Annotated in this window: 21 protein-coding genes; 12 read left to right on the top strand and 9 right to left on the bottom strand. The window is 60.2% G+C overall.

The features are described from left to right. On the top strand, window positions 1–1,161 hold the full coding sequence (locus LVY75_30920) for a GTP-binding protein (protein ID XAZ23165.1): 1,161 nt from the start codon (window positions 1–3) through the stop codon (window positions 1,159–1,161). Between the two features lie 12 nt (window positions 1,162–1,173). On the opposite strand, the gene LVY75_30915 is transcribed toward LVY75_30920, so the two are convergent. From LVY75_30915 to LVY75_30895, 5 genes are all read right to left on the bottom strand, one after another. Continuing rightward, window positions 1,174–1,398: a sulfurtransferase TusA family protein gene (locus tag LVY75_30915; GenBank protein XAZ23164.1), complete on the bottom strand. Its 225-nt coding sequence runs from the start codon at window positions 1,396–1,398 to the stop codon at window positions 1,174–1,176. Between the two features lie 5 nt (window positions 1,399–1,403). Then, complete coding sequence (locus tag LVY75_30910) at window positions 1,404–2,630, bottom strand: murein L,D-transpeptidase (protein XAZ23163.1); 1,227 nt, start codon at window positions 2,628–2,630, stop codon at window positions 1,404–1,406. Between the two features lie 194 nt (window positions 2,631–2,824). Then, window positions 2,825–3,778 carry an acetyl-CoA carboxylase carboxyltransferase subunit alpha gene (locus tag LVY75_30905; GenBank protein ID XAZ23162.1) on the bottom strand — a complete coding sequence of 318 codons (954 nt, stop codon included), beginning with the start codon at window positions 3,776–3,778 and terminating at the stop codon, window positions 2,825–2,827. A 62-nt stretch (window positions 3,779–3,840) separates the two neighbouring features. After that, window positions 3,841–4,794 carry a site-specific tyrosine recombinase XerD gene (gene xerD, locus LVY75_30900; GenBank protein XAZ23161.1) on the bottom strand — a complete coding sequence of 318 codons (954 nt, stop codon included), beginning with the start codon at window positions 4,792–4,794 and terminating at the stop codon, window positions 3,841–3,843. Between the two features lie 4 nt (window positions 4,795–4,798). Continuing rightward, window positions 4,799–4,975 (bottom strand): hypothetical protein, encoded by a 177-nt coding sequence (locus tag LVY75_30895; GenBank protein ID XAZ23160.1) that lies wholly within the window; start codon window positions 4,973–4,975, stop codon window positions 4,799–4,801. A 148-nt stretch (window positions 4,976–5,123) separates the two neighbouring features. Between LVY75_30895 and LVY75_30890 the strand changes: the two genes are divergently transcribed. The 4 genes from LVY75_30890 (at window position 5,124) to LVY75_30875 (ending at window position 8,695) form a co-directional block, all read left to right on the top strand. After that, window positions 5,124–5,714, top strand: coding sequence for a shikimate kinase (locus LVY75_30890; GenBank protein XAZ23159.1), 591 nt, complete (start codon window positions 5,124–5,126; stop codon window positions 5,712–5,714). Then, window positions 5,711–6,841, top strand: coding sequence for a 3-dehydroquinate synthase (gene aroB, locus LVY75_30885; GenBank protein ID XAZ23158.1), 1,131 nt, complete (start codon window positions 5,711–5,713; stop codon window positions 6,839–6,841). Before LVY75_30890 ends, aroB begins: the two co-directional genes overlap by 4 nt. Beyond that, the gene (locus LVY75_30880) at window positions 6,841–8,151 is read left to right on the top strand and encodes an HlyC/CorC family transporter (GenBank protein ID XAZ23157.1); all 1,311 of its coding nucleotides are present in this window, start codon (window positions 6,841–6,843) and stop codon (window positions 8,149–8,151) included. Before aroB ends, LVY75_30880 begins: the two co-directional genes overlap by 1 nt. A gap of 64 nt (window positions 8,152–8,215) precedes the next feature. After that, window positions 8,216–8,695, top strand: a complete 480-nt coding sequence (locus tag LVY75_30875; GenBank protein XAZ25865.1) for a DUF2938 domain-containing protein — start codon at window positions 8,216–8,218, stop codon at window positions 8,693–8,695. 3 nt (window positions 8,696–8,698) lie between these two features. On the opposite strand, the gene LVY75_30870 is transcribed toward LVY75_30875, so the two are convergent. Next, window positions 8,699–8,980 carry a BolA family transcriptional regulator gene (locus LVY75_30870; protein XAZ23156.1) on the bottom strand — a complete coding sequence of 94 codons (282 nt, stop codon included), beginning with the start codon at window positions 8,978–8,980 and terminating at the stop codon, window positions 8,699–8,701. Window positions 8,981–9,085: 105 nt separating this feature from the next. Here LVY75_30870 and LVY75_30865 point away from each other — a divergent pair, with 105 nt between their 5' ends. The 5 genes from LVY75_30865 to LVY75_30845 all read left to right on the top strand — a co-directional run bounded on the left by LVY75_30865 (window position 9,086) and on the right by LVY75_30845 (window position 14,590). Then, window positions 9,086–9,706 carry a DnaJ domain-containing protein gene (locus LVY75_30865; protein ID XAZ23155.1) on the top strand — a complete coding sequence of 207 codons (621 nt, stop codon included), beginning with the start codon at window positions 9,086–9,088 and terminating at the stop codon, window positions 9,704–9,706. 311 nt (window positions 9,707–10,017) lie between these two features. Next, window positions 10,018–11,010, top strand: coding sequence for a cobaltochelatase subunit CobS (gene cobS / locus LVY75_30860; protein ID XAZ23154.1), 993 nt, complete (start codon window positions 10,018–10,020; stop codon window positions 11,008–11,010). A gap of 12 nt (window positions 11,011–11,022) precedes the next feature. After that, the gene (cobT, locus tag LVY75_30855; GenBank protein ID XAZ23153.1) at window positions 11,023–12,924 is read left to right on the top strand and encodes a cobaltochelatase subunit CobT; all 1,902 of its coding nucleotides are present in this window, start codon (window positions 11,023–11,025) and stop codon (window positions 12,922–12,924) included. 22 nt (window positions 12,925–12,946) lie between these two features. Further along, complete coding sequence (locus tag LVY75_30850) at window positions 12,947–13,951, top strand: esterase-like activity of phytase family protein (GenBank protein XAZ23152.1); 1,005 nt, start codon at window positions 12,947–12,949, stop codon at window positions 13,949–13,951. A 75-nt stretch (window positions 13,952–14,026) separates the two neighbouring features. Beyond that, window positions 14,027–14,590 (top strand): hypothetical protein, encoded by a 564-nt coding sequence (locus tag LVY75_30845; GenBank protein XAZ25864.1) that lies wholly within the window; start codon window positions 14,027–14,029, stop codon window positions 14,588–14,590. Window positions 14,591–14,753: 163 nt separating this feature from the next. On the opposite strand, the gene LVY75_30840 is transcribed toward LVY75_30845, so the two are convergent. Next, a complete protein-coding gene (locus LVY75_30840; GenBank protein ID XAZ23151.1) occupies window positions 14,754–15,389 on the bottom strand; it encodes a VUT family protein in 636 nt (211 codons plus the stop codon). 125 nt (window positions 15,390–15,514) lie between these two features. Further along, complete coding sequence (gene rpmB, locus LVY75_30835) at window positions 15,515–15,817, bottom strand: 50S ribosomal protein L28 (GenBank protein ID XAZ23150.1); 303 nt, start codon at window positions 15,815–15,817, stop codon at window positions 15,515–15,517. A 241-nt stretch (window positions 15,818–16,058) separates the two neighbouring features. Here rpmB and LVY75_30830 point away from each other — a divergent pair, with 241 nt between their 5' ends. Beyond that, window positions 16,059–16,832, top strand: coding sequence for a DUF3108 domain-containing protein (locus LVY75_30830; protein ID XAZ23149.1), 774 nt, complete (start codon window positions 16,059–16,061; stop codon window positions 16,830–16,832). A 41-nt stretch (window positions 16,833–16,873) separates the two neighbouring features. Further along, window positions 16,874–17,767, top strand: coding sequence for an EamA family transporter (locus tag LVY75_30825; GenBank protein XAZ23148.1), 894 nt, complete (start codon window positions 16,874–16,876; stop codon window positions 17,765–17,767). Here LVY75_30825 and LVY75_30820 read toward each other — a convergent pair. Further along, on the bottom strand, window positions 17,764–18,186 hold the full coding sequence (locus tag LVY75_30820; GenBank protein XAZ25863.1) for a cupin domain-containing protein: 423 nt from the start codon (window positions 18,184–18,186) through the stop codon (window positions 17,764–17,766). The two genes, LVY75_30825 and LVY75_30820, sit on opposite strands and share 4 nt — an antisense overlap. Window positions 18,187–18,203 lie beyond the last annotated feature (17 nt).

The raw sequence follows: 18,203 nt of genomic DNA, 5'->3' as shown, positions 1-18,203 counted from the left end.
ATGAGCACGTTCAGCGACAAGATCCCGGTCACCATCCTGACCGGCTTCCTCGGTGCCGGTAAATCGACGCTTCTGAACCGCATCCTCAAAGATCCTGCCATGAAGGATGCGGCCGTCATCATCAACGAATTCGGCGATGTCGGCATCGACCATCTGCTGGTCGAAAGCTCCGGTGATTCCATCATCGAGCTCTCCGATGGCTGCCTCTGCTGCACTGTGCGCGGGGAACTGGTCGATACGCTGGCGAACCTCATAGATGCCGTGCAGACGGGCCGGGTGAAACTGGTCAAGCGCGTGGTCATCGAGACCACCGGCCTTGCCGACCCGGCTCCCGTCATGCAGGCGATCATGGGCAATCCGGTCATTGCGCAGAATTTCGAGCTCGACGGCGTCGTCACCGTCGTCGATGCGGTGAACGGTCTGCAGACGCTCGATAATCATGAGGAGGCGCGCAAGCAGGCGGCTGTTGCCGATCGACTGATCGTCTCGAAGCAGAGCATAGCCCGCGGCACGGATGCACTGATGGCACGTCTGCATGGCCTCAATCCGCGCGCCGCCATCATGAATGCCGACAGCGATGAGGCAGGCTCAGCGCGTATTTTTGTCAACGGGCTTTATGATCCCGGTACAAAGATCGCCGATGTCCGCCGATGGCTTCATGATGAAGACGAGCATGAGCACGAGGGGCATCATCATCACGACCATGGGCACGATCACGGTCATCACCGCCATCATCATGATCATGGCCACGAGCATCAGGACCCGCACGATGTCAATCGTCACGATGCTTCGATCCGCTCTTTCTCGATCATCGAGGAGAAGGCAATCGATCCGATGGCGCTCGAAATGTTCATCGATCTCCTGCGTTCGGCGCACGGGGAAAAGCTTTTGCGCATGAAGGCGATCATCGCGACGTCCGACCGGCCGGAGCGACCGCTGGTGCTGCATGGCGTTCAGAGCATCTTTCATCCGCCGGTGCGGCTTCCAGCCTGGCCGGATCCCGAGGACCGGCGCACGCGCATGGTGCTGATCACGAAGGATCTGCCTGAGGCTTTCGTGAAGGATCTTTTCGATGCGTTCGTGGGCAAGCCGCGGATCGATACGCCGGATCGGGCAGCGCTCAGCGACAATCCGCTCGCCATTCCGGGGGTGCGGATCTAACTGCGAAAAACCCTATCCCTTGCGGATCAGGAAACGGTGGCCGCGTTCGGTCTTTTCTGTGCTGACCAGTTCGTGGCCGTCCTCATTGCAGAAATGCGGGATGTCAATGACGGCGAGCGGGTCGGTCGTGTCGACGAGGATCAGCGCACCGCTCGGCATGGCCGTCAGTTTCTTGCGGGTCCTGATAACGGGAAGCGGGCATTTCAGCCCGCGCAGATCGTAGAGAACGGCGTCCAAGCCGGTCAGTTCCTGGCCCAGAACTTCCAGAACGGCTTCTTGGTTGCGTCAGCGGTTTCTTGCGGCGCGGGTTCGGGCGCTGCATAGGCCAGCGGGTTCTGCATCGGCACCGGAATATTGGCCGGCAGCGCGGCGGCAACGGTCGTGGCCTGCGCCTGTGTCGTCGGCGTCGCAGTCGCTACGGTCTTTGCAGCAACGCTCTTTGCGGCCTGATTGGCCATCATGTCTTCGAGTTCGGCAACCTTGACCATGCGGCCGGCCTCAAGCGACGTGCCGGTTGGAGCATAGGCGAGTTCACGACCCTTGCGCTGCTTGGCGACCACAGCCTTGCGTTCTGCTTCCGTCGGGTCGTACCAGGCAAGCCCGTCATATTTCTTCAGCGCCGTCTGATAATCGGCATCATAGGTCTTGCCATAGGAGGCGAGCGCTGCCGTCAGCGCCGGCGGCGTCGACATGGCCGGGCAGGCGCCGGCCGGATTGAAGCTGCCGCCGTTCGTGGCCTGCTGGTTGAAGACGTATTTCTTCTCGCAGACATTCACTTCCGGCGGACGCTTGGTAACTTCGAAATTGTCGTAGCCGACCTTCAGCATCTTCCAGAAATCGTAATTCTGATCGAGACGGTGCTTGACCATGTTCTCGGCGGTCATGCGGAAGGGGAAGGCCTGAAGCTGCACGCTTTCCTGGCCGCCCTTGAAGGCGTCACGGGCGAAGGCGTAGATCTCCAGAACCTGCTGGTCGGTCATCGAGTAGCAGCCGGACGACGAGCAGGCACCGTGGATCATCAGGTCGCTGCCGGTGCGGCCGTTGACGGCATCATAGCGGTTCGGGAAACCGGTGTTGATCGCCAGATAATATTTGGAATTGGGGTTCAGGTTGGCGCGGCTAAGGTTGTAGAAGCCTTCCGGCGCCTGCCGGTCGCCGGTCTTGACCTTCGGACCGAGCTTGCCGGACCAGGCGCAGATCTTATAACCGGCGATCTTCTCGAACCGATTGTCCGTCTTCGCCTTCCAGACTTCCAGCGCACCTTCTTCCTTGAAAATGCGGATCATGATCGGCGAGTTGCGGTCCATGCTCTTGGCGGACATGTCGGCAAGGATATGGGCGGGAAGCGGCTGCTCCACCTTGTTCTTGACGGTCGAAAGGTCGATGCCTTGAGCCGATTCCAATGCATCATTGCAGCCGGTCAGAGCCAGCGCCATGAGCGAAACATAGGCAAAATGACGTATGCGCATTCAATCAGCCCATTCAATAATGCGACCCAACCCGCTTACGGAAACCGGGCGTAGCGCGGAATCATAGGCGGCTTATACTTGATAAATCCTTACCAGCCTATGACTTGCGCGGACGTGTCCCGCAAGCGCAATGTTACAGATAACATTATTGTGGCCAAGATTTGGCCCCAATCAGCTCTATCGGCCTGTGGAATTTACAGATTGCGGCCCATGGCGAGGAATTTCTGGCGGCGGTCGTTGCGCAATTGTTCGCCGGAACGGGGAGCCATTTCGGCAAGCGCATTGGCGATGACGTCGCCGGTTGCGGCGATAACGCTGTCGGGATCACGATGCGCGCCGCCGAGTGGTTCGGGGATGATGCCGTCGATGACACCGAGCCCCTTCAGGTCCTCGGCGGTGATCTTCATATTGGTTGCGGCTTCCTTGGCGCGGGTGGAATCGCGCCAGAGGATCGAAGCGGCGCCTTCCGGCGAGATGACACTATAGATCGAATGCTCGAGCATGTAGACGCGGTTGCCGGTGGCGATCGCAATCGCGCCGCCCGAGCCGCCTTCGCCGATGACGATGGAGATCAGCGGTACCTTGACGCCGAGGCACATTTCCGTCGAGCGGGCGATGGCTTCGGCCTGGCCGCGTTCTTCGGCGCCGACGCCGGGATAGGCGCCTGCGGTGTCGACGAGGGTGATGACAGGAAGCTGGAAGCGGTCAGCCATCTCAAGGATGCGGATCGCCTTGCGGTAACCTTCCGGACGGGCGCTGCCGAAATTGTGCTTCAGGCGGCTCTTGGTGTCGTTACCCTTCTCCTGGCCGATGACGGCGACCGGCTGGCCGCGGAAGCGGGCAAGACCGGCCTGGATGGCGGCATCCTCGGAAAACTTGCGGTCGCCGGCAAGCGGCGTGAATTCCTGGAAGAGCGTCTTGGCATAGTCGACAAAATGCGGACGCTGCGGATGGCGCGCGACCTGCGTCTTCTGCCAGGCATTGAGCTTGGAATAGATCTCGACGATCGCCTCGCGGACGCGGACTTCGAGCCTGCCGACTTCGTCGGAGGTGTCGATGCTTTCGTCTTCCGTCGCCAGCTTCTTAAGCTCGATGATCTTACCTTCGAGGTCGGAGATCGGCTTTTCGAAGTCGAGATAGTTGTGCATGAGGTGCGTTTCCGTTCCTTGTGCTCGGGGCAATTTCCTGGTTCCGCCCCTTGTCGCCGGTCCTATTCGTGCTTTTTCGCCTGTTTTGCAAGGGGGTGGTGCGTATGGACGAGCTGCTGCAGACGTTCTTCCAGAACATGCGTATAGATTTGTGTCGTCGAAATGTCCGAATGGCCGAGGAGTTCCTGCACGACACGCAGGTCCGCACCATTTGCTAGAAGATGGCTCGCGAAGGCGTGTCTCATGACGTGCGGCGAAATCATCGACGGTGTGAGGCCCGCGCGGATTGCCAGATTTTTGAGATCGCGGGCGAAGACCTGGCGGGGCAGGTAACCTTCCTTCGAGGCGGCAGGAAAAAGCCAGGGACTGTCCTGAGGCTGTTTTGATGCTGCGTTCTCGGCTGCCAGCAGGCGACCGTAGGCTTTCAGCGCGGCAATGGCGGATTGGGAAAGGGGTACCAGCCGCTCCTTGTTTCCCTTGCCGCGGATCATCAGAAAGCGGCCCTCCTGATCGAGAACGCGGGCGGGCAGCGACACGAGTTCGCTGACGCGCATGCCGGTGGCGTAGAGCAATTCCAGCAGCGCCAGCATGCGCAGGCGATGAAGCTGGCCGGGGGCTGGGTCAGCTGCTTCGGCCTCCGCCTGGGTGAGCAGCTTTGTTACCTCGCCGACACCCATGGTCTTCGGAAGCGCCCGGCCTTTCTTCGGCGCATCAAGAATGCCGGTCGGATCGTCTGTGCGCAGGCCCTCGGCATAGAGGAACTTGTAGAACTGGCGCATGGCGGCAAGCCGGCGAGCCTGCGAGGAGGGCTTGAAACCCTGCGCGGATAGCGAGGCGAGATAGGCGCCGAGATGACCCGAACCTGCCTCGGTCAATCGGATGCTGCGACCGTGCAGAAAAGAGCGTAGGTCATCCAGATCGCGTTCGTAGGATTGCAGCGTATTGACCGCAGCACCCCGCTCGGCGCTCATCATTTCCAGAAATGATTCCACATGGACGCGGCCGAGATCCTTCATCGCGTCATTTCTTCGTGGTGTTAATCGTGCCGGTCGAAGGCGGGTTCACCCGTTCGGAGGGAATGCGGATCGTCACGTCTCGCTCCTGCGGTTCGACGAAGGTGACGAGCGCCCACATCGCTCCATAGATCAGTCCGGCAATGACCGCCAGGACGGACAGGAAACGGATCAGGGTCGGCATCCGACTACTCCTTAGAACTCTGCTTCTGTTATAAGAAGCATATTTGCAAGCGCAAGAAGCGGCATGGGTGTCATGATTCCCTTGTCCGCGACTTGACGCTACACCCGCATTTGTCGATACCGTTTGCAAACAAAGTGTGAATGGACCGATGAGTGAACCGCCAGTTTCCGTTGCAGACAGCCTGAGAGACAGAGCTCGCGCCGCGCTCGGTTCACGCAATCTGATCCTCGTCGGCCTTATGGGAGCCGGAAAATCCTCGGTGGGCCGCCTCGTTGCGCACCAGCTCGGCGTTCCCTTCATCGACAGCGATATCGAGATCGAGCGCGTTTCGCGCATGACGATCACGGAACTTTTCGCTGCCTATGGAGAGGAGGAGTTCCGGGCGCTCGAAGCGCGGGTCATGAAGCGCCTGCTCAAGGGCGGTCCGCGCGTCGTCTCCACCGGCGGCGGCGCCTTCATCAATGCCCGGACGCGCAGACATATCAAGAAGGGTGGCCTTTCGGTCTGGCTGAAGGCCGATCTCGAGGTCCTCTGGGAACGGGTCAACAAGCGTGACACACGCCCGCTCCTGAAGACTGAAAATCCGAAGCAGACGCTCGAAAATCTGATGAATGCCCGCTACCCCGTTTATGCCGAAGCCGATCTGACGGTGCTTTCGCGCGACGTACGCAAGGAAGTCATGGCCGATGAGGTGCTGAGAGCCGTGGTCGAGGCGCAGAAGGAAAGTGCAGTATCATGAACGCGATAACCCCCGGTTCCGCTGTCCGCAAAGTGCATGTGCCGCTTGGCGAACGGGCCTATGATATCATGATCGGGCCGGGGCTGATCGCCGGCGCAGGTGCCGAGATTGCCTCGCGGCTCAAGGGGCGCAAGGCCGCCATCATCACCGACGAGCATGTGGCTCCGCTTTATCTCGACGCTTTGGAGGCAAGTCTAAATGCTGCAGGCATCGCCTCGGCGGCAGTCGTCTTGCCGGCCGGCGAGAAGACCAAGAGCTTCGAGCATCTGATCAATGTCTGCGACAAGGTTCTGGAAGCGCGCGTCGAACGCAATGACTATGTCATCGCACTCGGCGGCGGCGTCATCGGCGACCTCTCGGGTTTTGCTGCCGGTATTATCAGGCGGGGTGTGCGATTCGTGCAGGTGCCGACCTCGCTGCTGGCCCAGGTGGATTCCTCCGTCGGCGGCAAGACCGGGATCAACAGCCGCCACGGCAAAAACCTCATCGGCGTTTTTCATCAGCCGGACCTAGTTCTCGCCGATACCGATGTTCTGAATTCCCTGAGTGAGCGCGAATTCCGTGCCGGCTACGCCGAAGTTGCCAAATACGGCCTGATCGACAAGCCGGATTTCTTTGCCTGGCTGGAGAACAACTGGCAGGCAGTCTTTGCCGGTGGCTCTGCGCGCATCGAAGCGATTGCCGTCAGCTGCCAGGCAAAGGCGGATGTCGTCGTCGCGGACGAGCGTGAAAACGGCCAGCGGGCACTGCTCAATCTTGGCCATACGTTCGGCCATGCGCTGGAGGCTGCGACCGCCTATGACAGCAGCCGGCTTGTTCATGGCGAAGGGGTTTCAATCGGCATGGTGCTGGCGCATGAATTTTCGGCGCGCATGAACCTTGCGAGCCCGGACGACGCCCGCCGGGTCGAGGCGCATCTGAAGGCGGTCGGCTTGCCGACCCGCATGTCGGAAATTCCGGGCGCCCTGCCGCCGGCCGAAGTGCTGATGGATGCGATCGCGCAGGACAAGAAGGTCAAGGGCGGCAAGCTCACCTTCATTCTCACCCGCGGCATCGGGCAGTCTTTCGTCGCCGACGACGTGCCGGCTTCCGAAGTGGTCAGCTTTCTCAAGGAAAAACATCCCTAATGTCAGTCGAGGGCACCCTGGCGTTTTTGTCGGTCTACTGGCCGGAGATCGTTTCGATCGTGGCCCTGGTGTTGATGTCTGCCTTCTTTTCAGGATCCGAGACCGCGCTGACTGCCGTTTCGAGAAGTCGGATCCATACGCTGGAAGCCAATGGCGATGAGCGTGCCGGTCTCGTCAGAACCCTCATCGAGCGTCGTGACCGGCTGATCGGTGCGCTGCTGATCGGCAATAATCTCGCCAACATCCTGTCGTCGTCGCTGGCGACAAGCGTGTTTCTGGGGATCTTCGGCAATTCCGGCGTGGCACTGGCAACGCTTGCCATGACCATCATCCTCGTAATCTTCGCAGAGGTTCTGCCGAAGAGCTGGGCGATCTCCAAGCCGGAGCGCTTTGCGCTCAACGTTGCAATACCGACGCGGCTCTTCGTCGCCGTGGTCGGCCCAATCTCTTCCTTCGTCAATGCGATCGTGCGCAAGATCCTTGGTCTTTTCGGGATCAACCTGTCGCGCGAAGTCTCGATGCTGTCAGCCCATGAAGAGCTGCGCGGCGCCGTCGACCTGCTGCATCGCGAGGGTTCCGTCGTCAAGGCCGACCGTGACCGTCTCGGGGGCGTACTCGATCTCGGCGAACTCGAGCTTTCGGATATCATGGTCCACCGCATGGCGATGCGGGCGATCAATGCCGACGATCCGCCGGAAGCGGTGGTCCGGGCGATCCTCGAAAGTCCCTATACGCGCATGCCGCTGTGGCGCGGTACGATCGACAACATCATCGGCGTCGTACACGCCAAGGATCTGCTCAGGGCGCTGGCCGAGCCGAACATGGAACCGCAGCAGCTCGATATCGTGAAGATCGCCCAGAAGCCCTGGTTCGTGCCCGACAGCACCAATCTCGAAGACCAGCTCAATGCCTTCCTTCGCCGCAAGCAGCATTTCGCAGTGGTCGTCGATGAATATGGCGAGGTGCAGGGCATCGTGACGCTCGAGGATATTCTCGAAGAAATCGTCGGCGATATCTCCGACGAACACGATATCGACATGCAGGGCGTAAGACAGGAGGCCGACGGTTCGATCGTCGTCGATGGCGGCGTACCGATCCGCGATCTCAACCGCGCACTGGACTGGAACCTGCCGGATGAGGAGGCGACGACGATTGCTGGCCTCGTCATCCATGAATCGATGACCATTCCCGAGGAGCGGCAGGCCTTCACCTTCTACGGCAAACGCTTCGTCGTCATGAAGCGGGAGAAGAACCGCATCACCAAACTTCGCATTCGTCCCGCCGAGGAAGACGAAACGAAACCCGCATGACCAAGTTTTCCGTTGCCGGGCGTCAGGAGATCTCCTGATGCCGGCTCATTCCGCAGGATCTGACATGTTCGACATCATCTGGCGCTCGGTCGTCATCGGCATCGGGGCAACCGTCCTCATGGATCTCTGGGCGATCCTGCTCGCAAAGCTCGGCGTGACGCCGTCGCCGAACTGGGCGCCGGCCGGCCGCTGGTTCTGGCATCTCGGCAAGGGCAAGGTCTTCCATGACAATATCGGTGATGCCGCGCCCTATGCCAGCGAGCTGGCTCTTGGCTGGATCGGCCACTATGTCGTCGGCATCCTCTACGGCATCCTGCTGGCGATCTTTGTTGGCCCGGTCTGGTTTGCCGCCCCGACGTTCCTGCCGGCCTGGATCCTCGGTATCGTCACCGTCGGAGCGGGCTGGTTTCTGATGCAGCCTGGCCTCGGCCTCGGATGGGCGGCTTCGAAGACGCCGAACCCTACCAAGGTTCGCGTGCTCAATTTGCTGGCCCACACCGTGTTCGGTTTCGGCCTTTACGCGACCGCTCTGATTATTCGCTAAGGATTACCAGCGCGTCGGTTCGCCTGGCGCTGCCGGTTCGACGGCCAATGCGTGAAGCCCGGCATCCAGTTCGGGCTTCAGGAGGTCGGTGATCGCCCTATGCCGTTGCAGCCGAGACATGCCGACGAATTTTGCAGAGACGATGCGCACACGCATATGTGTCTCGCCGGCGCCTGTGATGTCCGGCTGGTGGCCGGCATGCAGATGGCTCTCGTTGATGACGGAAAGGCGTTCGGGTGCGAAGGTCGCCTTGAGCTTCTCTTCGATGCTGGTCTGGAGTGTCATCACCGGGTCTTCTGAGTTCACGAAAAAGGTTCCCACCAAGCCAGCAACATTCCCGTTTGTCAATTCTTGTTGTCATCGGTCTGCAGCCCCATAATTAGCGCCGTCATGAGACTTGATTCCAAATACTTCGACCGTATCCGTACGCGCCGCAGGCGAGAGCAGGAGCCCGAGCAGGCGCCTCCAACTTGCCAGTGGGACGGCTGCGACAAAAAAGGCACGCATCGCGCTCCTGTGGGACGCAATGCGGAAGGCCAGTTCTTTTTGTTCTGTTTCGAGCACGTCAAGGACTACAACAAGGGATACAATTATTTCTCCGGCCTCTCGGACGGCGAAATCGCGCGCTACCAGAAGGAGGCGATAACAGGTCATCGCCCCACCTGGACGGTCGGCGTCAACAAGGATGCCAAGAACAGCCCGCTGCATGCCGAAGTTCGCTCCGGCTCCTATTCACGCGTGCGTGATCCCTTCGGCTTCGTGAAGGAAGGTGGCGGCAAGGGCAGCGGCCCGCGTTTCCCGCAGGCCCGCAAGCTGAAATCGCTGGAAGCCAAGGCTTTCGATACGATGGGACTTGCGGCGAACGCCACCTCCGCCGAGATCAAGAGCAAGTACAAGGAACTGGTCAAGAAGCATCACCCCGATGCGAATGGCGGCGATCGCGGCTCGGAAGAGCGTTTCCGCGCCGTCATCCAAGCCTATCAATTATTGAAGCAGAACGGTTTTTGTTAATTCCCGTCCTTGCTCTTAAGCTTCAATCGGGTATGGTCCTCATCGGCTGAGGCCGCAGGCAACCGCGGCATACATATTTGTGCGTTTTCCCGACATCGCCTCTGCCGACCTTCCGGACGCGGCGTTTCTTGTCCGGGACTCTTTCAAGAATGCTCGCCAGCGGTCATCATCCCGCCGAGGTTTCGTTTCAGTCCCGGAGAAGTATCGCCGACGTTCCAACCTGACGGGCGCGGGACAAATATCGCGGCGTCGCGGTTGTGAAATGGCCTGAGACAGTATGGTCGGGTGCCACCGCCCGCCTTGGAGACATGATGAGCAAGATCGAACTTGATATTTCCGAACTGCCCGATACCACCGTTTCGGTCCGTGAGGCCTTCGGCATCGATTCCGACATCCGCGTTCCCGCCTACAGCAAGGGCGACGCCTATGTGCCTGATCTCGATACCGACTACCTCTTCGACCGTGAGACGACGCTCGCGATCCTCGCAGGCTTTGCCCATAACCGACGCGTGATGATTTCCGGCTACCACGGCACGGGCAAGTCTTCGCATATCGAGCAGGTCGCCGCGCGCCTCAACTGGCCGTGCGTGCGTATCAACCTCGACAGCCATGTCAGCCGTATCGATCTCGTCGGCAAGGATGCAATCGTCGTCAAGGATGGCTTGCAGGTCACCGAATTCAAGGACGGCATCCTGCCCTGGGCCTACCAGCACAATGTCGCACTCGTTTTCGATGAGTACGATGCCGGCCGCCCGGACGTGATGTTCGTTATCCAGCGCGTGCTGGAATCCTCTGGTCGCCTGACGCTGCTCGACCAGAGTCGCGTCATTCGCCCTCACCCGGCCTTCCGCCTGTTTGCGACTGCCAACACGATTGGCCTTGGCGATACGACGGGCCTCTACCATGGCACGCAGCAGATCAACCAGGCGCAGATGGACCGCTGGTCTATCGTCTCGACGCTTAATTATCTGCCGCACGACCACGAAGTGAATATCATCGCCGCCAAGGTGAAGAGTTTTGGCAAGGACAAGGAAGGCCGTGATACGGTTTCCAAGATGGTCCGCGTCGCCGACCTGACACGCGCTTCGTTCATGAACGGCGATCTGTCGACCGTCATGAGCCCGCGTACCGTCATCACCTGGGCCGAGAATGCCGAGATCTTCGGCGACATCGCCTTCGCCTTCCGGGTAACCTTCCTCAACAAGTGCGACGAGCTTGAGCGTCCGCTGGTGGCCGAGCATTATCAGCGCGCCTTCGGTGTAGAGCTGAAGGAAAGTGCAGCCAACATCGTGCTGGGGGCATAAGGCCAGTCGATCATGGCATCTCGTGGTGACAATTCGAAAGCAAAGCCCGGCGCGCCTGTCGATGTCGAGCCGTTGCGGCGTGCAATAACCGGTTGCGTGCGCGCAATCGCCGGTGACGACCAGGTCGAGGTGGCTTTCGCCAATGAGCGTCCCGGCATGACGGGCGAGCGTATCCGTCTGCCGGAGCTTTCCAAGCGGCCGACAGCGCATGAGCTGGCGGTGACGCGTGGGCTTGGCGATTCCATGGCGCTTCGTATCGCCTGCCACGACGAGAAGGTCCATTCGTCCATGGCGCCGCAGGGCTCCGATGCTCGGGCGATCTTCGACGCTGTCGAGCAGGCGCGGGTGGAATCGATCGGTTCGCTGCGCATGGAAGGCATGGCTGCAAACCTGCGTTCCATGACGGACGAGAAATACGCGAAGGCGAATTTCACCGGCATCGAACGACAGGAAGATGCGCCGATCGGCGAGGCTGTCGCCATGATGGTGCGCGAGAAGCTCACCGGTCAGAAGCCGCCGGCCTCGGCTGGCAAGGTGCTCGACCTGTGGCGTTCCTTCATCGAAGACAAGGCCGGTAGCGAGCTCGACAATCTCTCCGGCGTCATCAACGACCAGCAGGCCTTCTCGAAGGTCATCCGCAACATGCTCTCGGCCATGGAGATGGCTGAGGAATATGGCGATGACGACAGCAATTCGGATGACGACGATCAGTCCAACGACAATGATCAGCCGACCGGTGACGAGCAGAACGAGGATGAAGTCGACGAGGATGCCGGCAGTGATGCCGCGCCTGTCGAGGACAGCGAAGTCTCCGATGAGCAAATGGAGGACGGCGAGACTGAAGGCGCCGAAATCTCCGACGACGACATGATGGAAGAGGGCGAGGACGATTCCGAGACGCCGGGCGAAACCCGCCGTCCGAATACGCCGTTTGCCGATTTCAACGAGAAGGTCGATTACCACGTCTATACGGAAGAGTTCGACGAAATCATCACGGCCGAAGAGCTGTGCGATGCCGCCGAACTGGAGCGCCTGCGCGCCTTCCTCGACAAGCAACTGGCGCACCTGCAGGGAGCTGTCGGTCGCCTTGCCAACCGTCTGCAGCGCAAGCTGATGGCGCAGCAGAACCGTTCCTGGGATTTCGATCTCGAGGAAGGCTATCTCGATACGGCCCGTCTGCAGCGCATCATCATCGACCCGACGCAGCCTCTCTCCTTCAAGATGGAGCGCGATACGCAGTTCCGCGATACAGTCGTGACGCTGCTGATCGACAATTCCGGCTCAATGCGCGGCCGACCGATCACTGTTGCGGCGACCTGCGCTGATATCCTGGCGCGCACGCTCGAGCGGTGCGGCGTCAAGGTGGAAATCCTCGGCTTCACGACGAAGGCCTGGAAGGGCGGTCAGGCGCGCGAGAACTGGCTTGCGAATGGCAAGCCGCAGACACCAGGCCGTCTCAACGACCTGCGCCATATCGTCTACAAGTCTGCCGACGCTCCGTGGCGGCGGGCACGCAGCAATCTCGGCTTGATGATGCGAGAAGGCCTGCTCAAGGAAAACATCGATGGCGAGGCGCTGATCTGGGCGCATAATCGCCTGCTGGCACGGCGCGAACAGCGCCGCATCCTGATGATGATTTCGGATGGTGCGCCGGTCGATGATTCCACGCTGTCGGTCAATCCGGGCAATTATCTGGAGCGGCACCTGCGCGCCGTGATCGAGCAGATCGAGACGCGTTCTCCGGTCGAGCTTCTGGCAATCGGCATCGGCCATGACGTCACGCGCTACTATCGCCGTGCCGTGACGATCGTCGATGCCGACGAGCTTGCCGGCGCCATGACCGAGCAGCTAGCCGAATTGTTTGAGGATCATGCCACACAGCCGCGCGGTGGCCGTCTGCGCCGCGCCGGTTGATATAGTCTCGGGGAAGCTCCGTATGGCGTTTGAAAACCTGTCTCGCGTGGCTCTGGTCGCCCTCTGCCTCGCGACAGGGTTCTCAAGCGCGCAAGCGGGCGCGGGCGAGCCTGCGAAGATCGTCAGCCGCAAGATTTCGGATTTCCATATCGGCCGCGACGAAACCCGTTTCGGTCCGCTGGAGTTTATCGGCGGGCTGGAGATGGTGTCGAGCAATTCGCTCTTCGGCTCGCTTTCTTCCATCCGCATGCGCCCTGACGGCAAGAGTTTCGTTGGCGTTCTCGATACCGGGCACTGGCTGACGGGCAGCATCGAACGTGATGCCAATGGCAGGCTCTCCGGTCTTTCCGGTGTCGAGATCACGCCGATGCGGGATCGGGTCGGCCGGACCTATGAGGGTAAGGGACATATGGATGCCGAGGGCCTCGCGCTGGATGGCGACCGGCTTCTTGTGTCCTTCGAACAGTACCATCGCGTCGACGTCTATCCGGATCCAGGTTTTCTCGACTCACGATCCCTGTCGACGGTCGGGATCCTCGTTCCCCGCGATGAGATGCGGTCGAACCGTGGAATTGAAACTGTCGTCGTGGCTCCTGCCTCAAGCCCACTGAAGGGCGCGCCTCTGATCGTGACCGAGCGTAGCCTGGACGAGGACGGTAACCGGCTTGCGGCTATTCTGGATGGGCCGTTGAAGGGGCAGTTTACCGTCGAGAAGGACGGCAGCTTCGATGTGACTGACGGCGCCTTCCTGCCGGATGGCGATCTGCTTCTTTTGGAGCGGCGCTTCAACATGGCCGAAGGCATCGGCATGCGGATCCGCCGTATCAAGGGGGCGGATATCAAACCTGGCGCCATTGTGAATGGGGAACTGCTCGTCGAGGGCAATTTCAACTACAATATCGACAATATGGAAGGGATCGATACCTTCCAGGCGGCCGATGGCACGACGCATGTCATCCTGGTGTCTGACGACAATCACTCCATCCTTCAGCGCAATCTGATGCTGGAGTTCAGACTCATCGATTGAGTGGCCGTCGAATGGCTGTCACAACTCTGCGCTATTCGGTCCGTCCCTTGCGGATATCACCCCTTACGAGAGCGTATCATGCACATCCATATCACGGGCGCTTCGGGCTCCGGCACGACCACGCTCGGCCTGGCGCTGGCCGACATACTCGGCATCCGCCATCTCGATACCGACCATTTCTTCTGGATGCCGACCGATCCGCCCTTCACGACGCAGCGCGAAGTGAGCGCTCGCGTCGCGATGCTCCAACAGGAAGCGCGGCCCGATGCTGGCTGGGTACTTTCCGGCTCGGCCCTGAAATGGGGTGCGGACTTCGAGCCGCTTTATGATCTGGTCGTTTTCCTGACGATCGATCCAGTCTTGCGCATGGAGCGCATCCGCATGCGCGAGGATACCCGCTATGGCGAGCGGATCAGGCCCGGCGGCGACATGGCCGTGCAGAGCCGCGCCTTCATGGAATGGGCCCAGAGCTATGATACGGCCGGACCGGACCACCGCAGCCTCGTTGGGCATGAAGAGTGGCTAAGGACGGTGACGAGGCCAGTCCTGCGCCTCGACTCATCGCGTCCCCTGGGAGATCTTGTTGCTGACGTACTGAACCACCCGGCGGTGATTGCAAAGCGCCCTCGGGCTTCGTGAATCCGTGGCCGGTGCTGGTTGCTATCGGCGCTCGGACTGGCTGCAGCAAAGCCTGCAGCCAGTCCGTCCAGCATTCATGGTCAGAGCGTTTTCCTGGGTCGCTCGACCAGAAACAATGTCCATCCAAGCGGGAGCAAGGTGACGGCTGATTGTGCGGCGGTATTTACCGTGCCGCAGCGGACTGCATCGGACGCAGCACGTTCATGAGTGCGCCGTAGGGCAGCAGCATCACCAGGCCGACAAGCATCTTCACCAAGAAATCACCCAGTGCCCAGGAGATCCAGCGTGGGGCTTCCGTTGAAAGGACACCGAGGATCGGCGCGTTTTCCAGCGCGAACGGTTCGTTCGGGCCAAGGAAGACAAAGAAGGCGGCGAAGGACAGCGAGAAGAACATCACCGTGTCCAGCGCCGAACCGATCAACGAGCCGACGAGCGGGGCGCGCCACCAGGCCTGACGGCGTAGACGGTTGAAGACGGCGATATCGAGAAGCTGGCCAGCAAGATAGGCCGAGCCGGAGGCGATCGCGATACGCGGAACCGAGGTGAAGAAGGAAAGGGCGACACCGACGACAAAGCCGGCGAAAACCACTTTACGCGCAGCCTGTGGGCCGAACTGGCGGTTCGTCAGGTCGGTGATCAGGAAGGCGATCGGATAGGAGAAGGCGCCCCAGGTCAGAATGTCGGCAAGATTGATACCGGCAATCGTGGCGTTCAGCGGAAACTGGACGAGAAAATTGGAGGCGACGACGACAAGCGTCATCAGGGCGACATAGGCCAACGTATAGCGGGTCTTCAGCATTTTTTTATCCTGGGTGATGCCACCAGTTGGAGTAAAATTTAGGCTTAAAGGCTGGCAAAGCAAAAGGCCTGTCCGGATGTTATCCGTGCAAGCCTTTTGAAGCTTTCGAAAGACGTGGCCGAAGCTTAGGCTGCTACAGCAGCGGCTTCAGCGGTCTTCTTGACGATCTGACGGCGCAGCAGACGAGCGCGCATCGAAAGTTCGTTTTCGCTAGCCTTCAGCAGGAAGGCATCGAGGCCGCCACGGTGCTCAACGGAACGAAGAGCAGCAGCCGAAACGCGAAGACGGTAACGCTGACCGAGCGCGTCGGAGATCAGCGTAACCTGGCACAGGTTCGGGAGGAACCGGCGCTTGGTCTTGTTGTTGGCATGGCTGACATTGTTACCAGTCAGGACTGCCTTGCCGGTCAATTCGCACATGCGGGACATGGAACACCTATTCTTGTTTTTCTCGGGCCATTGGATGACAATCCGGCAACAACCAGCTGCGCAATCCATCAGGCCATGATTGGAAAGTTGCGGTTCTATAGTCAGACAGGCCGCGCCCGTCAAGCCAAACCTTGGCCTTTCCCGCAATTCTGTCAAAAAGCTGCTGTTTTCTTCGCGTTGCGGCAGGAGTATAGACCGCAATGCAAGGGCGCAAGCGGCCCAGCAAGACAAGGCTCTCACTATGGCTCATCTCGGCAGACGAATAACGGCTTCGGCATTTGCGGCGCTCCTGGCCTTGCCAGCGGGTGCAAGCGAGATACAGCACCGTACGGAGTACAAGGTCGCCCTTGCAGGGCTGACGATCGCGCGGGCAGCCTTCCTGACCAAGATCGAAGACGATCACAGCTACAATATTGACGGCGATATCAAATCGGCCGGTCTAGCCGATCTCGTCACCGATATCCTTGCTAAGACCAGTGTCAGCGGCGTGGTGCGAAACGACCGCCTGCAGGCAGCAAAATACGTTCTCTATTACAAGACCGGCAAGAAGGTGCGGACCTATGAGGTCAGCTATCGCAACGGCAATATCGTCTCTGCTACCACCACACCCGAGCCGCGGCGGCCAAAGAACTGGATTCCGGTGACGCAGGGCGACATGCGCTCCGTGCTCGATCCGATTTCGGGCCTGATCTTCACTGGCGATACCAATGTGTGCGCTCAGAAATTGCCCATCTTTGACGGCGAGACGCGGATGGACCTCGTGCTTTCGCCGAAAGGTGACGAGGATTTCTCGACGGATGGGTTCAAGGGCAAGGCGACCGTCTGCAGCGTGCGCTTCATTCCGCGCTCCGGCTACAAGAAGGGCCGCAAGGATCTCGACTATCTCAGCAAGAGCAATCGTATGGAGATCTGGTTTGCCAAGGCTCAGGCGGCGAATGTATATGCTCCGGTCTACGTCCGCATTCCCACGGAATACGGAACGGTGACAATCACTGCCGTGAAATACGGCGTGTGAGCAGCTGACGGAGCTTTGACAAGTCTCCGCAAGGGGGACAGGTGAAACTTCGGGCAACGCTGATCGGTTTTACGGCCATTCTGATGTGGTCGTTCCTGGCACTCTTTACGGCCGCCTCCGGCAAGATGCCGCCATTCCAGCTTTCCGCCATCTGCTTTGCCATCGGCAGTATTCCCGGCATTCTCGTGCTCGCCTTCAACCCGTCGCGCATCGCGCTCCTGAAGCAGCCGGCAAAGGTCTGGATAACAGGCATTGCCGGTCTGTTCGGCTACCACTTCCTCTACTTCACTGCACTGAGAAATGCGCCGGCGGTTGAGGCTGGGCTGATTGCCTATCTGTGGCCGCTGCTGATCGTCGTCGGTTCGGCGCTGCTGCCGGGCGAGAAGCTGCGCTGGTACCACATCGTCGGCGCTCTGGCGGGGCTGTGCGGCACATTCCTGATCGTTGGGCGCAACGGCATCGATTTCGACGGCGCATATACGGTCGGTTATGGCGCGGCCTTCCTCTGTGCCTTCACCTGGTCCGGCTATTCACTGCTGACGCGGCGTTTCGATGCTGTCTCGACCGATGTGGTCACCGGCTTCTGCCTTGCGACATCAATTCTTTCGCTGCTCTGCCATCTGGGACTGGAGACGACGGTGTGGCCGGAAACGGGCTTCGAATGGATTGCGGTGGTCGGTCTCGGTCTCTTTCCGGTCGGCGCGGCTTTCTATGCCTGGGATCACGGGGTCAAGAACGGTGATATCCAGATTCTCGGCGCTGCAAGCTATGCCGCACCGCTGCTTTCGACGCTGATACTGACAGTCTTCGGAATTGCCGAACCGAGCTGGCGTATTGTGCTCGCCTGCCTGCTGATCACGGGTGGCGCGGTGCTCGCCGCACAGGAGATGTTCCGCCGCAAGCCACAAATGCAGCCTGTGGCGGAGCAGATCTAGGAACCGGGTTTCCAGTCGGGCGGCGCCATTTCGAATTTGGAGAATTCGAAGCCGGGCGCAACCGTGCAGCCGACCAGCGTATAGTCGCCCAGGGTTTCGGCCGATTGCCACCAGTTGGCGGGAATGATTGCCTGCGGCCGCTCGCCGCCGGCGATATCCGTGCCGAGTTTCAGCGTCTCGCTGCTGTCACCATCTTCGGAACGATGGAGAGCCAGCGGCGCGCCGGCATAGTAGTGCCAGACCTCCGCAGCGTCGTGCACGCGATGCCAATGCGAGCGCTGCCCTTTGGCCAGCAGATAATAGATTGCCGTCGAATGGCCGCGCTCGCCGCCATTCGTGTCGCGGAAAGTCTGGACATACCAGCCGCCTTCGGGGTGCGGCTGCATACCGAGCTCGCGGATAATCTCCTCGGGTGACAGGTCCGTGCCAGCCATAT

Source organism: Sinorhizobium sp. B11 (assembly GCA_039725955.1).
GTDB lineage: Bacteria > Pseudomonadota > Alphaproteobacteria > Rhizobiales > Rhizobiaceae > Rhizobium.
This window is presented reverse-complemented; position numbering and strand designations above follow the sequence as displayed.

Coding starts and splice junctions, on each gene's coding strand:
- cobS (XAZ23154.1), top strand. CDS start 10,018: ATGAGCAAGATCGAACTTGATATTTCCGAACTGCCCGATACCACCGTT.
- LVY75_30880 (XAZ23157.1), top strand. CDS start 6,841: ATGTCAGTCGAGGGCACCCTGGCGTTTTTGTCGGTCTACTGGCCGGAG.
- LVY75_30870 (XAZ23156.1), bottom strand. CDS start 8,980: ATGACACTCCAGACCAGCATCGAAGAGAAGCTCAAGGCGACCTTCGCA.
- LVY75_30865 (XAZ23155.1), top strand. CDS start 9,086: ATGAGACTTGATTCCAAATACTTCGACCGTATCCGTACGCGCCGCAGG.
- LVY75_30830 (XAZ23149.1), top strand. CDS start 16,059: ATGGCTCATCTCGGCAGACGAATAACGGCTTCGGCATTTGCGGCGCTC.
- rpmB (XAZ23150.1), bottom strand. CDS start 15,817: ATGTCCCGCATGTGCGAATTGACCGGCAAGGCAGTCCTGACTGGTAAC.
- LVY75_30910 (XAZ23163.1), bottom strand. CDS start 2,630: ATGCGCATACGTCATTTTGCCTATGTTTCGCTCATGGCGCTGGCTCTG.
- LVY75_30895 (XAZ23160.1), bottom strand. CDS start 4,975: ATGCCGACCCTGATCCGTTTCCTGTCCGTCCTGGCGGTCATTGCCGGA.
- LVY75_30875 (XAZ25865.1), top strand. CDS start 8,216: ATGTTCGACATCATCTGGCGCTCGGTCGTCATCGGCATCGGGGCAACC.
- LVY75_30890 (XAZ23159.1), top strand. CDS start 5,124: ATGAGTGAACCGCCAGTTTCCGTTGCAGACAGCCTGAGAGACAGAGCT.
- LVY75_30840 (XAZ23151.1), bottom strand. CDS start 15,389: ATGCTGAAGACCCGCTATACGTTGGCCTATGTCGCCCTGATGACGCTT.
- aroB (XAZ23158.1), top strand. CDS start 5,711: ATGAACGCGATAACCCCCGGTTCCGCTGTCCGCAAAGTGCATGTGCCG.
- xerD (XAZ23161.1), bottom strand. CDS start 4,794: ATGAAGGATCTCGGCCGCGTCCATGTGGAATCATTTCTGGAAATGATG.
- LVY75_30920 (XAZ23165.1), top strand. CDS start 1: ATGAGCACGTTCAGCGACAAGATCCCGGTCACCATCCTGACCGGCTTC.
- LVY75_30850 (XAZ23152.1), top strand. CDS start 12,947: ATGGCGTTTGAAAACCTGTCTCGCGTGGCTCTGGTCGCCCTCTGCCTC.
- cobT (XAZ23153.1), top strand. CDS start 11,023: ATGGCATCTCGTGGTGACAATTCGAAAGCAAAGCCCGGCGCGCCTGTC.
- LVY75_30905 (XAZ23162.1), bottom strand. CDS start 3,778: ATGCACAACTATCTCGACTTCGAAAAGCCGATCTCCGACCTCGAAGGT.